Below are 16,551 nucleotides of genomic sequence, written 5' to 3'. Positions count from 1 at the left end.
GACTACTCAACTTTAACCTGCCCATTCATCAGCATTGGCAAGAGCCAATCACGCAGTTGGGTCAGTTCTTGGTTTTGTTGAAAATTTTTAATCCTTAAACTAAACATAGAATTAATTCTATCTGCATACTCACTCAATATTGTTTCATCTGCTTGTAATAACAATAACGGTGATAGATTAGTTCTTGTAATTTGCGGTTGTGCAGAACCAGAAATTGTTTTATAAATGTTTCCATTTAACAATGAGTATTTCAGATAATCAATACAAATATATTCAAATTTTGGCTTCACAACCATTGCATTTCCTGTTATCCAAGAAAAAGGTTGAGTAATATTAATGGCTCCACATGAATTTCCACGACAAGCAATTGCTAACATTGGAGTTTCGTGATTGTATTTATTATATTTTCCAATTATTCCATTAGCACCATAAACAAAATACCTACCATTACTAATTAAATCTTTTTCAGAAAGTGTTTGGGGTTGATACAAATCCGCCAACTCCCCCAACTGCTTCACTCCCCACCCTTCTGGTATTTCTCGTTTGAGTTGGTCATTATAAACCATTTTACCACCAGAGGACTTGTAGGGCTTACCATTTTCATCAGGGAAATCAAACTGCACAAACCAATAGTCATAAAGCGTCTTGGCCATAGCCTCCAACTCTTCGTTGATTTGGTTATTAATAGCGATTTTTTGGTCTAGTAAATCTAGACAATTAGCAATATCAACCTGTTGTGAATAAGTTACAAGATTAATTTGTAAATCTTGTAATGATGATATGTTTAGGTTACTCACTATTGAGCCTGTTAAATTTACTCTTTCAATCTGTTTTTGAACAAAATTAGACATCAAAGAATATAATAAAAATTTCGGGTAACATTTCTCTTTATCAACTTTTAATAGTACCAATCTCTGACCCAAACAACACTTAAATTTTTCAGGCACAATACCAACAACACCCATTGGTGCTTCTCTAGAAATTATTATATCCTCGTACTCAGGAATTGCTCTTTTTGTACGTAATAAAAACTCTTCCTCAGTTACATATGATAGATTAGTCTTATCTATTCGACCAGAAACTAAATTATAATTTCTTATAACTGGTATTCCACTTACTTTCCAATTCGGAGTACTATGTGGACAATCAATAATTCCAGAACATAATGATTCTAAACTAACAACCTCACTCATACCTCACCCTCCTCATCTGCTCCGCTATTTCCTTTTCCAATTCATGTGTTTGGGCAAAGAGATTGGCTAGGCGGTCTTGGTAGCCTTGCATTTTTTCTTCAAATTCTTCTGGGCTAATATCAACGTAGTCAATCTTGATGTCAAAGTACTGACCTGCACTGAGGGAGTAGTTTTTGTCCTTAATCTCCTCATAGCTGACCTTGACAGAAAAGTCTTCGACAACTTCTTTGTTAATAAAGGTCTCAATGATTTGGCTTTCTTCATCAGTGCTAAGGACAGTCTTTTGGTTCTTGCCTTCCTTGACCTTGGTTCCCAGATTAGAAGCATCAATCAAGACCACATCGTCCTTATTCTTCTTATCAATAAAGAGGATAGAGACATTGGTTCCTGTGGTCGCAAAGATATTGGACGGCATGGACACAACTCCTGCTAGCATCTTCTCATCGACCAGGTGCTGACGGATTTTCTTGTCAATACCTGACTGGGCAGTGATAAAGCCCGTCGGCAAGACAATAGCTGCCTGCCCATCTTCTTTAAGACTATAGATAATATGCTGGATAAAGAGTTGGTAAATAGCCATACTCTCTTTCTTCTTGTTGGGAATCTTCGGCACACCGGCAAAAAATCGCTCACTGCTATTTGGTAGGCTTTCTACCTGGTCCCGCCATTCCGAAAAGTCCAGTTTGAAAGGAGGATTGGACACGATATAGTCCATCTTCTCCACATGACGATTGTTGAGGATAGTATTTCCCTGTACAATATTGTGAATGGAATGCTGCAAGCCATTGAGAATCAAGTTGAGACGCAAGAGATTGGAGGATTTTTGAGAAATATCCTGACTGTAAACGCTGGTACGGTCCGTACCAATCTGGCTGGCCAAGTTCATCAAAAGGGTACCTGAACCTGCAGAAGGATCGTAGATTTTGACGTTACTTGGTTGGTCATTTCCCACCAAAATGGCCGCGATGATTTTGGCAACAGAGTGAGGTGTGTAGTATTCCGCATACTTTCCACTATCCTTGTTGTAGTCCTTAATTATGTACTCAAACAAGGTAGAGAAGAAGTCAAAGCCCTGTGAAAAGATCTGCTGGTCAAATTTAACACGCGCCAAGAGATTGATAATAGAAGCCGCCACTTCATTTCGCTTGCTGGCATCAGAAATGGTATCCGTAATCAAGCGTTGATCAAAGAGGCGAATATCTGTTCCACCATCCGTATGAACTGAGAAAATAGCATTGTTGTCAATGGCAATCTGATTGAGCGTTTGTTCAAAAATCTCAGAAAAATCTGCTTGGTTCTGTTGACGGTGTAAGCTTTCAATCAATTGTTCAGGTTTTAGATGAGCAGTTTTAGTCCCAATATCGTCTAAAAACCAGTCATAATCCTCTTCAGAAAGGTCCAAAAGACCTTGATAATCATAGTTATTGTCAACGACTAAGGCTTCGTAGAGAAACTTATCATTTAAAAACTTATATAGGAAGGACTGGGTCAAGAGTTTATACCCTCCTGCTTCACCCCATAATCCTGCATTGGTTAATACTGCATTGAGTTCATCTACCAAGCCTTTTACTTGGCTTTGTACCTGTACGATATAATTGTCTTCCATTTGGTTAGTATTCTCCTTCATAGACTTCCATCAGGGAACGAATCAACTTATCATAATCGACTCGTTTGAGTTGCTTCCCTACTTCTGTTTTCTTCATTTCTTCACGGGCTAGGCGCTTGATCTCCCCTTCCAAATAGGCTTCGTTGTCAAGGATTCCTTGGTTGAGTCCGATTTGATAGTCAATCAAAGGCTTGGCACCTTTTAATATTTGATAAATTGCTGGATAATCACTCACTACTGTGGATTGGGTAACTCGTTTAAAAGTACGGGCTGACATGCTATCTCCGCCAAAGTTCATAGCCAAACGATTCATCCGTGATTTGTAATCCTCTACAGAATCGAACAAGCTTTGGTAGGCCTGTTTGGTCTCCTTGATACGTTCCAAGCTATATCCTTCAACTTCCTGTGTCATGTGTTTGTTTAGAACTCGTTGGAACTCTTCAAATAGGCTAACCCACTCTGGATCTTTCTCGTCCCTACGTAGATTGATACCACTGGCCACACGACGACGGATGTCATCAAGATCATTGGCCGCAAGGCGCAACTCCTCTTCTTTGATCTTTGTAAAGCTAAAGCTAGTTTCAGACATGGCAAGATTTAAGAGTTGTTGGCTAGAAAAACTATCTGGTTTGTCAATCAAACTCAGGGTCAATAGTCGGCGAGATAACATATTTAATAGGCTGGCTATTTCTCCCATATTGACCTGCTCGATGACTTCGTGATAGCCATGGAGGCGCGCCATGTTGTAGTACTGCCGAATGGTCTCAAGCGACTTCCTCAGTTGGATTAATTCCTTCCTATCCTTCACTTGGTCAATTGCTTTTTCAAAATATTCCAAGTTATCTGTTGGATAGTTCATCAAAACCCCTTGCGATTTTTCTAACTGGTCTTTGACTTCTTCTGGTGTGACAAATATAGCTCCAAACGGATTTTCCCCATCCTCATCAGTTAAAGCTGATTGGTATTCGCGATTGAGTTCTTCCAAGTAGGCTTTATTGGTCTTGTCGAATTCTTTAGAAATATCCGCAAAATCGATGACATAGCCAAATGTATAGTCCTTGTATGGACGGTTGACACGGGTCAGGGTCTGCAAGAGGTTATGAGCCTTGATTTTCCGTCCAAGATAGAGTCGTTTCAAACGTGGCGCATCAAAACCTGTCAAGAGCATAGAGTAGACGATAACAAAGTCAGTTTGACCTTTCTTAAACTTTTCTACTTCTTCTTTCTTATAATCCTTATCTCCTGCATCATGCAAAATCAAGGTAGAGGTGAAACTCGTATGACCTGCTAGTCGCCGTTCTTCTAATTGCTTGTGCAATTCCCGAGCTTGTTCGGAAGAATCACAAACAATCATTCCTCCAATGGATTGATCATCAAACAGTATATTTCGAGCTCTTGTAAAATCTTCTAAAATGAAATCCAACATAGGACTGACATAACGAGGATGAGCAAAAATTTCTTTTTTATCAATCGAACCTTTTTGAATCTCTTCATGTATGGCTTTCAGGTTCTCTTTATAGGATGTTTCGATATCCTCACGTATTAGTCTCAGCGTAAAACCATCCGCAATGGATTGATTATAGTAGTATTTATGGATATAGTCTCCAAAAATATCACGAGTGGTTATAGCCGTTTCCTTGGATTTACCATCTGCTTTCGGAGCAATCAATGGAGTACCTGTCAGCGCAATCTTGATAGCTTGCTTATCAGCATTATACAGATTTGGTAGATAGGACCCTTTTTCATTGTAGGAACGATGGGCTTCATCGATAAAATAGATATTCTGCCGATTTAAGTTATAACCAGAATGGTCCGTCAAGTCGGATGTATCCTTAAATTTTTGAATATTAACCACCGAAACATGACACTTGGCTGGTACTTGATTTAACTCACTGGGCTTGTTTATTCGATTAACTGTTAGGCCACGCTTGCTAAATTCTTTAAAGGCCTGATCAGCCAAATCCAACCTATCTACCACAAAATAAAAACTTGGTACCATACCCTTATCAGCATAATAGTCACGCAAATAGCGGATATTGAAGAAAGCAAGAGCTGTTTTACCGGAGCCTTGTGTATGCCAAATGACACCTTTCTTCAAACCATTTTTCAAGCCTCTTTCAATTGCCTTGGTCGCAAAATATTGAGGATAACGCATGGCGTGTTTTTGTAGTTGAATCTGGTCATGCTCATCTCGTTCTTCCACATAGACTAGACCATATCGGAGCATGAAAAAGAGCCGTTCTTTCTGATAAAGGGAAGATAAAAAGGAATTGCAAGGACTTGCAGGATCCAAGTTGGTTCGGAATTCAACTTGCGACTTGAGGGCAAAACGATTAACATCTGTAAGAACTAAATCAATCATTTTTTCTTCCAATGGAGATAGAACTAATTGCTCTGGTTCTTCTTCCTTGAATGAGTTAAATTTGGTACCAGATGAAGCATTGGTGCAGTAATAAGAACCTTGCAACTGTTGTCCTTGGCTATCATCATAGGGAAGATTGTCTGAAAAAGCAATCAACTGTGTGATGTTATTAAACCGTCTGAACTTTTTATTTTCAAATCGAAACTTGGTCCGATCCTTTTCAGACTGAATACCTGTCTTCCCATCTCGAATGGCATTTGGTTGTTTGACTTCTATATAACTAAGTGGCAAACCATTTATAAATATCGTAATATCTGGTCGGAACTCGTCCTCACCATTTTGACAAGTGACTTCCAAAGCTATATGAAATGTATTTGCCTCAAGATTCTTCCAATTGATATAGGTATAGCCAGAATCAGCATGAATACGTTTGAAGAAACTTCGTCCTAAATCATCTTGTTCTAATTCCAGGCGAATATTTTCAAATTCTTGTTCAAAATCAGCTTCACTTGCATAATTGTTCAATTTAAGGAACTGTTGTTTAAAAATGGATAGTAAGATATTTGTATCCGGATCTCGTTCTTTAATTTCTTTACTAGTAGCCGAAAGATAGTCATAACCGAGTCTGGTCAAATGTAAAGCAGCAGGTATTTGCACCCTCGTAAACTCATTGTGTTCCTTTCTTATCATACATGCTCTCCTAGTCTATTCTTACCATTCATTATACCATATTTGCAAGTGCTTACCGACAAAAAACCGCCCTGTCGGACGGTCAGTACTCTATTAAAAATTAAAGACATCATTCAAATTCTCAGCCATAGTCGGGTGAGTGAAGATTTGTGTTTTGAAGTAGGTATAAGGAATATTATTGTCAATCGCCATAGCAATCAAGTTAATCAGCTCCTCTGAGTTGCGACCAAAGAGAGTCGCCCCCAGAACAAGCTTACTTTCCTTATCCACGATAACCTTGAAGATACCTTTGAGGTCGTTATTGACATGGGCACGAGGCATATTGGCAACAGGCAATTCATTGGCAATGTAGTCGTAGCCTACTTCTTTGGCCTCCTTCTCGGTCAGACCAACACGAGACAGCACAGGCGTGATAAAGACGCTGGTTGGAATAGACTTACGTTGGCTCAAGCTGTAAGTTCCAGTCCCAGTCAACTTTCCGAAGACGATACGGAAGTCGTCTAGGGATGTGTAAGTGAATTGTAGACCACCATTGACATCTCCAACAGCATAGACACCTGGAACAGTGGTTTCGCAGTAGTCATCCACCTTAACAGCACCATTTTCCAAAAGCTCAATGGCCGTATTTTCCAAGCCCAAGTCTGCGGTGTTTGGCACACGACCTGTCGCATAGAGGACAGCATCAAAGTTAGCTGTTTCACCATTGACAGTCACAGCCACTTGCTCGCCCGCAGCTGCTACTTGCTCGATGTTAGCTCCAAGCTCGAAGGACACGCCAGCTTCTTCCATATACTCCTTGGCTAGCTGAGCGACTACTTCCTCTTCTCTTGGTAAAATAGCAGAGCCAGCTTCATATACCGTCACCTGACTACCGAGTTTGCTGTAAAGCCCAGCAAATTCCAGTCCAATGTTACCTCCGCCAATAATAGCCAACCTGTCAGGACGAGTTCCCAAGTTCTGAATGCCTGTACTATCATAAACGTGTGGTGTATCCAACAAACCTGGAATTGGAAGAACACGTGACTTGGCACCTGTGTTAATGATAACAGTTTCAGCAGTTAACTGAAGGCTTTCTTCTCCAGCAACTACCTCCACAACCTTGTCAGCCACAAAACGCGCGTGACCTTGATAGAGATGGGCTCCACTGCCTTTCAAGACCGCTTCATTTTTGTTCCGCAAGCGAGTGGTCACAGTTTCCTTTTGCTCCATCACCTGCTCAAAAGTCCAGTTCTTATCTGCTGCAACCAAGAGGGTCTTGGTTGGAATACATCCGATATTGATACAGGTCCCGCCAAACATAGCAGGATTTTCCTCCACCAAGGCAACTTTTTTACCTACCGAAGAAAGCTTTCCTGCCAAGGTCTTACCTGCCTTACCAAAACCAATTACTAACAAATCATACTGTTCCATAAAATACTCCTTTTGCTATTTTCAACCCTAGTCTATCAAAAAAGAAAATTTTTAGCACAATTCTGCTACGGATAACAAAAATCCCTTGAAAATAAGGGATTTCATGTCTTAAAACCGAATAACAAACCGCATGGTATGATGATCAAGCGGAAAAAATTCATAGGAAAACTGGTGACTGTCCAAAATCTGCTTGACCAGGTAGAGTCCAATACCTGTCCCTCCGTCCTCCTTGCTACGACTGTAATCTGGTCGGTAGAAGGGCTGGAAGACTTGGTCAAGTTCTTCCTGGCTGAGGAAATGAGAAACCTGATTATCTATTAAAAGCTGGTTAGCCTGGAGTTTGAGTTTGATAGTTGCTTGATGGCTGGCATAACGAAAGGCGTTGTCCAAGATATTTTTAAAGGCCTTAGTCAGATAAATTGGATTACCTTGGACAAAAACGTCTTCCAAATCTGTTTGAAACTGATAGCCTTCTAACAATGCCCAGTCAACATAGGAAGGTAGGATTTCTTCAAGCAGGCTATGAAGGGCTATTTCTTCTCCCTTGTTTTTTATAGCCATATCCACTGTGGTAGCTTCTAGGATAGACTGAACGAGGGCTGCTTGCTCAGCTAGGATATCACGACACTTGGCTAGGTAGGTCTGATGGTCCTTGAAATCCCCGACATTATAAAGCATCCCCTCGACCAGACCGGTCATGCTGGCAATGGGCGTTTTGAGTTCATGTGAGGTCATACGGAGAAAGTCAGATTTCTCCTTCTCACGCACCAGGCTACGCTCGTTTTCTTCTCGCAACTCTTCTATGCTGCTCTGCAATTTTCCATAAAGATGGTTGATGTCCTGGGCCAAAGTAGCAATCTCATCACGACCCATCACTTGACAGGCCAGACCTGCTTGTAAGCTCTGCATTTGCCGTGTCGTCGCAGAGAGGTGGGTAATCCTACGAGTTGAGAAGCGGCTATAAATAAAGGCTGAGGTCACGGCTAGGGCAATAATCAAGAGGAGCACAAAGGGATAGAAGGTCAAGAGAGTTTGACTGACTCCTGATAGGGTATGGAAACCATATTCGGCTGTGAGAACCAACTCCTTGCCTTCTTTTGTAGTGACAAGAGCCGACCAAGAGCCAATCTCATCGTACTGGCCTTGCTCCAGATAACTGCTTCCCCTCTCCTGACTGCTCTCTTCCTGCGAAGGATAGATAATCTCCTGATCGGCAGAATAGAGGGTCAAAAGTAGGTCGGGGGAATCTTGGTCGTAGGCGGTCAAACTGGCGAGAATCCTTTCCTGGTCCTGACCTTCTAGGGAAATAAGAACTTGGTTATATTCCTGTCTGAGCTGGTCTTTCTTAGCTTGATTGTAATAAATAGGCATGGCATAGTAGAGTAGACCAAGCAAGATAAGTGAGGTCAGGCTGACCATTAGAGTTACGATGAGGAATTGTTTTTTGGCTAGTTTCATCTTAGGTCTCCAACTGATAACCACGGCCAATGACCGTTTTTAGGGGAAGGTCTGGTAATTTCTTTCTCAGATTTTTGATGTGGTTGTCAAGAACGCGAGTATCCAATTCTGTATAGCCCCAGATATCCAACATCAGGCCGTCTCGACTGACAATCTGGCCCTTGTGCTTGATCAGATAGTGTAGAATGCCATACTCCTTCTGGGTCAAGGAAACCAGCTTGCCCTGGTCATAAACCATACCTGTTTTTTCAGATAGGCTGATGTTCCTCACCACCAGTTGATCTGTCTGACATTCCTGACGGAGAATATTCTCAACCCGCTTCATCAGGATAAGAGGAGAAAAGGGTTTGGTGACATAATCACTGATCTGCTGATTAAAAGACAGGAGCTGGGTGCACTCGTCCTCCAAGGCTGTCAGCATGAGCACAGGCATATCGGAGGTTTTCCGAACTTCCTGTAAGACTTCCAAGCCGGTCATATCAGGAACCATGATGTCTAGAATAAGGAGGTCAAACCGGCTTTCCTGACTAGCTTGATAAGCTGCTCTGCCATTGACAAAACTCAGGACTTCGTGCCCTTCTTCCTTCAAAAACTCACAGACAACCTGGTTGATAACAGGGTCGTCTTCCAGTACCAAAATGCGTGCCATAGTCGCTCCCTTTTCTTTCTCTTCTCTCTCCATTATAGGCTTATTTGTCCGAGGGCTCAACTGATTTTTGACAATCGTTGCAAAAAACAGATAAAAAACAGATGACGGATAGGATGAGAATAGTTGGATTTGCTAAACTGGGGATAGAAACTAGAAAGGATGCTTATGTTAAAAGAAAAGAAGAAGTATATTTCGCCAGTGGATTTGCTAGTTGTGGCTGTGATTTTATTCGGTGAGGGAATCATCAACTCAACCTTACAGTGTATCGGTCTTTTCACTCAACAAACCAGCCTGGCGGAGAATTTGACCTTTACACCTCTTGACAATATCAAGGCCTTGCTGATTCAGTTAGTTTGGCTCAGCTTAGCCCTGGCCTATCTTATCTGGCGGAAGGTGGATATTTTTCAGTTGAAAAAACGAATATTCTGGACACCTTGGGTTCCTTTACAGGCTCTAGTAATTTTCGGATTGGCGGCTCTTTCTATGGACCTGTTTCACTTGCTGACCTACCAATTGACCAGTCCAGTCACGCCCTCCATGTTCAGCCTTTTTCCAAATATAGATATCACCCTACTAGCCTACTCTCTCCTCAACGGCTTTTACGAGGAAATCTTTTTTCTTGGGCTATGCTTTATGGTTAAACCAGAGAATAGGAAGTGGCTTCTTCCCTTCTCGCTCCTGGTTCGGTCTAGTTTTCATACCTATCAAGGTTTGGTAGCTGGAATTGGTCTTGGCTTGATTGTGGGGCTTCTCTTTCATTTTCTCTATCAAAAACTCCAGCCCCGCAATCTACTCCCCTTCTTTTTAGCTCATAGTCTGGCTGATGTCATCGGTCTGACAGTCTTGTCTTATCTTCTTTACTAAGCATACGAAAGGAATCTTATGAAACACCTATGGAATACCTCTAAAAGTCAATTTGCCCTTGTTCTTGCCAGCTTTGGTTTTGTCAGTGGTTGCAAAATAATTTTTGATGAACTGGCCAAGCCGAATGGCATGGAAGAAAAATATCCTCTCTTTCTACTGACCATTTCACTGGTAGTCCTCTACCTCCTTCCCTTACTGGTCCTCATCCGTTACTTGGAAAAACGCTATGCTATTTCCAAAAAAGTCAGTCATTTAAGTTGGATTTTGGGCCTGACTGCCGGAGTAGCTTTTTCAGACTATGGACACACAGCTATTGGCTACTTTTTGCTTGAGATTGTCAAGGTCAGCGATGATTTTCGTTATGACTGGGGGGCTGCTGTTTCAGCCCCGTTTGCAGAAGAATTTGGCAAGGCTCTGGTTGTTGTCTTAGTTTTACTCATTGCAAGAAAAATGACTCTCAAACATGCCTTGGTCAGTGGTATCATCGCTGGTCTTAGTTTCCAAATCATTGAAGATATCATGTTCACTTTTCGTGATATATTTATTGGTAAACTAGATGGGTTTGAGACCATTATCGGTCGTGTTGGACAGGCTGGTTGGACCCACTGGGTATTTACCATGCTCTTTGCTATTGGTATAGTGACACTTTTTACCAAACAAAAAGCCGTGTCAAGAATTCAAGGTCTATTTTGGATTGCGGCAAGTATCAGTCTGCACTTCTTCTTCAACTCCCCATTACACACTGGTATATTGACAACCCTACTCCCAATGGCTAGTGTCTTGCTGGGACTTCTTGCCTATCGAACAGTTGATCAGCTAACAGAGTAACAGAAAAAAATCCGCCCAGCCGAGCGGATTTTTTCTATTTCATCAGTTTAGAACAGACCAACGCCAATAATTGCCTACTTGCCAGAACAAACCTCCAAGTTCTGAATGCCTGTGCTGTCATAGACATTTGACGTATCCAACAAGCCAGGAATTGGAAGTATGCGCAACTTAGCACCTGTGTTAATGATAATGGTTTCCGCAGTTAACTAAAGGCTTTCTTCTCCAGCAACTTCCTCCACAACCTTGTCAGTCACAAAGCGTGCGTGACCTTGATAAAGATTGGCACCGCTGCCTTTCAATACTGCCTCGTTTTTGTTCCTCAAGCGAGTTGTTACAGCTTCTTTTTGCTCCATAACCTGCTCAAAAGTCCAGTTTTTATCTGCTACTACCAAGAGGGTTTTGATTGGATTACAACCGATATTGATACAGGTGCCGCCAAACATAGCAGAATTTCCTCGACAAGAGCTACCTTTTTACCAAGTGAGGCCATCTTCCCAGCCAGGGTCTTACCTGCCTTACCAAATCCGATAACCAACAAATCAAATTGTTCCACGAGATCACTCCTAACATTATTTACTTATCTTCATTCTAGCAAAAAAAAAAAGCATTTTGGCAGAATTTTGCTACGAAAAAAGACTTGAACCATTGTCCAAGTCGATTCTATTTTATGATAAGCTGTCTAGGGCTATCTTCAAGTCTTCAATCAAGTCGTTTACATTCTCGAGACCAATTGAAAGACGGATTTGATTTGGCGTAACACCTGCTGCGAGCTGAGCTTCTTCTGGCAATTGAGCATGTGTGGTAGTAGCTGGGTGGACCACCAAAGATTTAGCATCAGCAACGTTGGCCAAATTAGAGAAGATTTCCAAACTATCAATGACTTTACGCGCTTCTTCGGCTCCGCCTTTTACCTGGAAGGAGAAGATGGACCCCACTCCTTTTGGCAAATACTTATCCGCCAGTGCCTTGTAAGGGCTATTGTCCAGCGAAGGATAATTGACGGATTCTACCTTAGGATGATTGAGCAAGAAATCAACGACTTTTTCTGCATTGGACACATGACGCTCAACGCGAAGAGAAAGAGTTTCTAACCCTTGCAACAACAAGAAGGCGTTGAATGGAGCTAGGGCTGCACCCGTGTCACGGAGCAATTGAACACGAACCGCCACAATGAAGGCTGCTGCACCCAAATCACGGGTATAGCTGATATTGTGATAGCTAGGATCTTCCTCAACAAATTGCGGGAACTTCCCAGATGCTGCCCAGTCAAATTTACCAGAGTCAACAATGACACCACCAATTGTTGTACCATGTCCACCGATAAATTTAGTCGCTGAATGTACTGCAATATCTACACCATGTGAGAAGACATTGATGAGATAAGGCGTTGCAAACGTATTATCCGATACCAATGGAATCTGATTTCTATGTGCAATGTCCGCCAATTTTTCAAGGTCAGGAACATTGATAACCGGATTACCCAAGGTCTCAATAAAAACTAGTTTGGTGTTATCTTGAATCGCTGCTTCTACTGCCTCGAAGTCATCAATATCAACAAAGGTGGTTGTGATTCCATAGCGTGGCAAAGTTTCTTTGAAAAGATTAAAGGTACCACCATAGAGAGTTGTTGCTGCTACGATATGATCACCAGCATGAGCCAAAGCTAATATAGTATAGGTGATAGCCGCCATACCAGATGAAGTAGCCAGAGCTCCAACACCACCTTCTAGCGCTGCAATCCGATTCTCAAAGGTTGCTACTGTAGGGTTAGTAATTCGAGTATAGATATTTCCCAATTTGCGAAGAGCAAATAAGTCTTCCGCCTCCTGGGCATCATCAAATACATAAGAGGTTGTTTGATAGATTGGTACAGCACGAGATTTTGAAGCCGCATCTACTTCCTGTCCCGCATGCAATTGCAAGGTCTCAAACGAAAATTCTCTAGTCATAAGGGATCTCCTTTGTTCTTTTTGAACATTGTACTCTATTTTCACAGGCTTGACCAATAGAAATTTTTAATCCAAGGCTATAGTTATAGACTATATCATTCTAAGAAGCAAGAAAAATACCCAATAATCATGGATTATCGGGTAATACCTATTTCAGTCAACTAATCATCAAGGGTAATTGTTTCAACTACGTTGTCTTTTATGACAAGTTTAAATCCCCTACCCTTGACTGGGAAAATCCCATTTCCAAGGGTTTTTACAACGCTCTGTAATTCCTCGTCTTCAGCTATTATTCGATTCAAGATAGCAACATCAAGCTGCTCAACTCGCTCCAAATAACGCAGCATTGCATGTTCCGAAACAATCAAATCGCTTCGGCCTTTCAATGCCTGGATCCTCTGATTGACTGAATTAAGTTTGGAAGAGACCAGAGAAATTTCTTTACCCACCTGACCTTTACGGTCACGAAGGTTCTCTAGCTGGGCCTCTAATAGAACTTTCTTAGATTCGAGGTACTTGAGTTCCTCTTGTTCTTTACGATTGCTCATATTTTGCCCCCTTTCTATATTTTGCAAAAGAATATCATCTTTGCATAACATCCTCTTCCAAATCTATATTAACATAAATCTAAAAAAATGTCTGGTAAACGACATATAATCCTATAACAATTTCTTATGGTTTTATACTAAATCCTCAAAGGAGATTCGACCAGATTTACCTTGAAAAACAAGCATTTTTTTGCTATACTTATCTTAGTGAAACCCACATTTTCATGCCTACAAAAAGGCAAATAACTAATAATTCTGGAGAATGATATAGTCAATTTCAAGACTGGATAACCTATCAGCCTTGTTTATACTTGAACCCTCTTAAACAATGTCACTATCATATAAAACTATGACATATTTCTACACAAAATGTGATGGTCAATCATTATGGAAGGACGGGTAACTATGAAAAAATTATTGCTGACCATACCTATTTGGAGTCAGCTCCTATTCCTTTTTCTAGTGCACAGTTTCATAGCCATCTACTTAATGCCCTACTCATTGTATATTTCCATTTCAATGAGTTTAGGAATCTTAATTGGTTACAGTGGCCGTTTCTCTAAGAAAGATACTCCTCAATCTCCAACATTCTTTCAACTAAAACCTTGGCGAAAACTCCTCTCCCTTCTTCTGCTATTGTTAGCTGCATTGGTCACTGTTTGGCTGTCCAAAGGCAACCAGTAGCAACTGCTTCGTGGAATCTTAATTGGAACACTCTGCCTCTTAGGTGTAGTGCCTCTAGAAAAGTATGACCAATATTTAAGTCAGTTGCGCACTTAGAATGACCACCCAGCCAAATCTAATTCTAGAAAGACATTTACAGATACATGAAAAATCTCCTAGAATACATTGGTCCAATTGGACTTATTACCCTAATCATTGCCTACAGTATATACAGGAGGCTCCACCCGACGACAGAAGATGATAAGCACCACCTGCCCAGCCGATGTCCAGAATGTTCGTCCACATCTATTCAAGCCTACAAGCCGGCTAGAAAGCGCTACTCTCGAACTGCAGCTAAGATGGGCCACCTATTGAATGGTAGTCGAGGAGCTTGGTTTGCTACCCTCTACGAAGCTGACCGAACCTACTACTACTGTCGGTACTGCGGGCACAAATTTGACAGAAAAGAAAATAGATTCCTGGCAGAATAGGATTCACCTACAAGGCACTTGAGGACGCACTCTCAGGTGCTTTTTATATCCAACTAGCTTGCCAATCTTTCCTCCTGCCCAAGATTGGTCTGATAAAGATAGCGCATCCGTTCAATCTGCAAGCGAAATTGCCCGACCAGGGCTGATACATCCAAAACCATTTCCTTAGTTCGAGTTGCTTCCATGACACCATCTACCAAACGACTGACTTCCTCACCATCTCGAACTCCCATAGACCACAGCTCCTGCAAGATAGTAATACCATAGCGCCTCTCATACTCAACCATGCTTTTCAATACCCACTGGTACTCAGTCTGATGTTTCATTTGATTTCTCCTTATACACGACTCAACAGGGAACGATTGTAAAATTGATTGGTTAAACTGGCCTGCAACATGGCCAACTCCACAATAGACTGGTAGTTTGTCAAATCAAGCCCTTCTAATATCCGATAAGATATAAATAATTTTGGCTGCAAGCGACTCAGATGACTGCTCCAGGCAAGCCCATCCTCTTTGAATAAATCAAAGGCAAGAAAATATATCTGATTGACTAACTGATAGGCTCTGCTATTTAACAAATAGGAATAATCCTGCATTACATCTCGGCAAAAAGAAGCCAACCAAATCGCAGCCCTCACCTCTGGATTCCCCTGGTATTTAGCCAGCAAGCGCATGGTCATGAGACCAGCTGTACCCTCAGACAAGCTGTCAACACACACATCACCCGTATCTAGTCCAAAATGCCCAGCATAATTCTCCCACTCCCGATACAAGGTTTCCCACTGAATCTCAGTCCTCCGAACTTCCATTTGTCTATCCTCCAATCCTTCTGTTTTCATTATCTTACCATCATTTTTGAAATTTGTCAAACGTGTTAAACATAGAATTTGATATTTTTTTCAAGATATGGTAAAATAAGTTAAACAATCAAGGAGGAAAGCCATGATTCTAGGTGACATTTTAAAAAAATACCGGACAAACGAAAAACTATCAATGGATAAATTTGCGGAAAAATCCGGCCTAACAAAGGGTTACATTTCTATGCTGGAAAAAAATCAGCATCCAAAGACTAAGAAGCCCCTTCTACCAACCATGGAAACTCTGGAAAAGATTGCGATTGGGATGGGCATCCCAGTGCATGAACTGATTGCCCAATTGGACCAGGACCAGGATATTGCCCTGACCCTGACACCTGGACAATTTGCCCAATTCCATTACAAAATGTCAAATCAGGTGCAAGAACTAGACCAAATATTGGTAGGTGACTACCGTGATAAATGGATTCACTTTGGCTTTGAGCAGGTAGCTACCATGGCAGATTCAGATGCACCGTCAGGCGAGGTTGTCAAGCTGTCTGACTACTTAGAGACCGTCCAACTTCCTGTCCAAGGCAAGGTGTCTGCTGGTAGCGGTTATTGGCAGGACAGCGACTTTGATAACCTAGTCACTTTTTCTGCTGATACTATTCCTACTCCACAGGAGTACGATGCTATTGCTGAGGTGGTCGGAGATTCAATGGCGCCCTACATTGCCAACGGTGACTATCTCTTTATCCGTCTCTCTCACCAAGTCGAGCTCAACACTGTAGGAATTTTTTCGGTCAACGGCGAAAATTTTGTCAAAAAAAATAAGGGAACCTATCTCGAATCCCTTAATCACGACTATGATGATATCCCCTTGTCTGAGGACGACGACATCAGACCAATTGGTCAACTCGTCCAAATTTATTCTCCTGAATAATATGAAAAATCCTGTGGTTCTCAAAACTACAGGATTTTTGCTTTATCTTTGAATAGACGACCAAAATGCAGACTTGGCTTGAGGCTTTTCACCACCAA

The 16,551-nt window shown here is 41.5% G+C and carries 14 protein-coding genes and 1 pseudogene; 4 read left to right on the top strand and 11 right to left on the bottom strand.

The genetic code is table 11. From position 1 onward, the window contains the following. Positions 1-2: 2 nt before the first annotated feature. From ACVC7T_RS00560 to ACVC7T_RS00535, 6 genes are all read right to left on the bottom strand, one after another. Entirely contained in the window at positions 3-1,193 is a 1,191-nt protein-coding gene (locus ACVC7T_RS00560; protein WP_105137537.1) for a restriction endonuclease subunit S, read from the bottom strand. Further along, complete coding sequence (locus ACVC7T_RS00555) at positions 1,186-2,799, bottom strand: N-6 DNA methylase (RefSeq protein ID WP_447262263.1); 1,614 nt, start codon at positions 2,797-2,799, stop codon at positions 1,186-1,188. Before ACVC7T_RS00555 ends, ACVC7T_RS00560 begins: the two co-directional genes overlap by 8 nt. Positions 2,800-2,803: 4 nt before the next feature. After that, positions 2,804-5,851, bottom strand: a complete 3,048-nt coding sequence (locus ACVC7T_RS00550; RefSeq protein ID WP_447262262.1) for a type I restriction endonuclease — start codon at positions 5,849-5,851, stop codon at positions 2,804-2,806. Positions 5,852-5,944: 93 nt separating this feature from the next. After that, positions 5,945-7,261: an FAD-containing oxidoreductase gene (locus ACVC7T_RS00545; RefSeq protein WP_105110570.1), complete on the bottom strand. Its 1,317-nt coding sequence runs from the start codon at positions 7,259-7,261 to the stop codon at positions 5,945-5,947. Between the two features lie 108 nt (positions 7,262-7,369). Continuing rightward, entirely contained in the window at positions 7,370-8,719 is a 1,350-nt protein-coding gene (locus ACVC7T_RS00540) for a sensor histidine kinase (RefSeq protein ID WP_105110571.1), read from the bottom strand. A 1-nt stretch (position 8,720) separates the two neighbouring features. Continuing rightward, positions 8,721-9,368, bottom strand: a complete 648-nt coding sequence (locus tag ACVC7T_RS00535) for a response regulator transcription factor (protein ID WP_105110572.1) — start codon at positions 9,366-9,368, stop codon at positions 8,721-8,723. 165 nt (positions 9,369-9,533) lie between these two features. Between ACVC7T_RS00535 and ACVC7T_RS00530 the strand changes: the two genes are divergently transcribed. Next, positions 9,534-10,232 carry a CPBP family glutamic-type intramembrane protease gene (locus ACVC7T_RS00530; protein WP_105110573.1) on the top strand — a complete coding sequence of 233 codons (699 nt, stop codon included), beginning with the start codon at positions 9,534-9,536 and terminating at the stop codon, positions 10,230-10,232. A gap of 18 nt (positions 10,233-10,250) precedes the next feature. Continuing rightward, positions 10,251-11,060: a PrsW family glutamic-type intramembrane protease gene (locus ACVC7T_RS00525; RefSeq protein WP_105110574.1), complete on the top strand. Its 810-nt coding sequence runs from the start codon at positions 10,251-10,253 to the stop codon at positions 11,058-11,060. A gap of 92 nt (positions 11,061-11,152) precedes the next feature. Here the strand turns inward: ACVC7T_RS00525 and ACVC7T_RS00520 are convergent. The 3 genes and pseudogenes from ACVC7T_RS00520 to ACVC7T_RS00510 form a co-directional block, all read right to left on the bottom strand. Continuing rightward, a pseudogene (locus ACVC7T_RS00520) lies at positions 11,153-11,613 on the bottom strand (FAD-dependent oxidoreductase); the annotation flags it as partial. Positions 11,614-11,725: 112 nt separating this feature from the next. After that, positions 11,726-13,009 (bottom strand): aminotransferase class I/II-fold pyridoxal phosphate-dependent enzyme, encoded by a 1,284-nt coding sequence (locus tag ACVC7T_RS00515; protein WP_170242505.1) that lies wholly within the window; start codon positions 13,007-13,009, stop codon positions 11,726-11,728. Positions 13,010-13,170: 161 nt separating this feature from the next. Beyond that, positions 13,171-13,557 (bottom strand): hypothetical protein, encoded by a 387-nt coding sequence (locus ACVC7T_RS00510; RefSeq protein ID WP_125265615.1) that lies wholly within the window; start codon positions 13,555-13,557, stop codon positions 13,171-13,173. An 827-nt stretch (positions 13,558-14,384) separates the two neighbouring features. Between ACVC7T_RS00510 and ACVC7T_RS00505 the strand changes: the two genes are divergently transcribed. After that, a complete protein-coding gene (locus ACVC7T_RS00505; RefSeq protein ID WP_174853220.1) occupies positions 14,385-14,711 on the top strand; it encodes a hypothetical protein in 327 nt (108 codons plus the stop codon). Between the two features lie 53 nt (positions 14,712-14,764). On the opposite strand, the gene ACVC7T_RS00500 is transcribed toward ACVC7T_RS00505, so the two are convergent. Both ACVC7T_RS00500 and ACVC7T_RS00495 read right to left on the bottom strand, forming a co-directional pair. Next, the gene (locus ACVC7T_RS00500) at positions 14,765-15,037 is read right to left on the bottom strand and encodes a hypothetical protein (RefSeq protein ID WP_105110579.1); all 273 of its coding nucleotides are present in this window, start codon (positions 15,035-15,037) and stop codon (positions 14,765-14,767) included. Between the two features lie 11 nt (positions 15,038-15,048). Next, positions 15,049-15,522, bottom strand: a complete 474-nt coding sequence (locus tag ACVC7T_RS00495; protein WP_394731788.1) for a hypothetical protein — start codon at positions 15,520-15,522, stop codon at positions 15,049-15,051. A gap of 133 nt (positions 15,523-15,655) precedes the next feature. Here ACVC7T_RS00495 and ACVC7T_RS00490 point away from each other — a divergent pair, with 133 nt between their 5' ends. Beyond that, positions 15,656-16,453: a helix-turn-helix domain-containing protein gene (locus tag ACVC7T_RS00490; RefSeq protein WP_447262261.1), complete on the top strand. Its 798-nt coding sequence runs from the start codon at positions 15,656-15,658 to the stop codon at positions 16,451-16,453. Positions 16,454-16,551: the final 98 nt, after the last annotated feature.

This window comes from Streptococcus sp. P25B114 (assembly GCF_053010325.1).
This window is presented reverse-complemented; position numbering and strand designations above follow the sequence as displayed.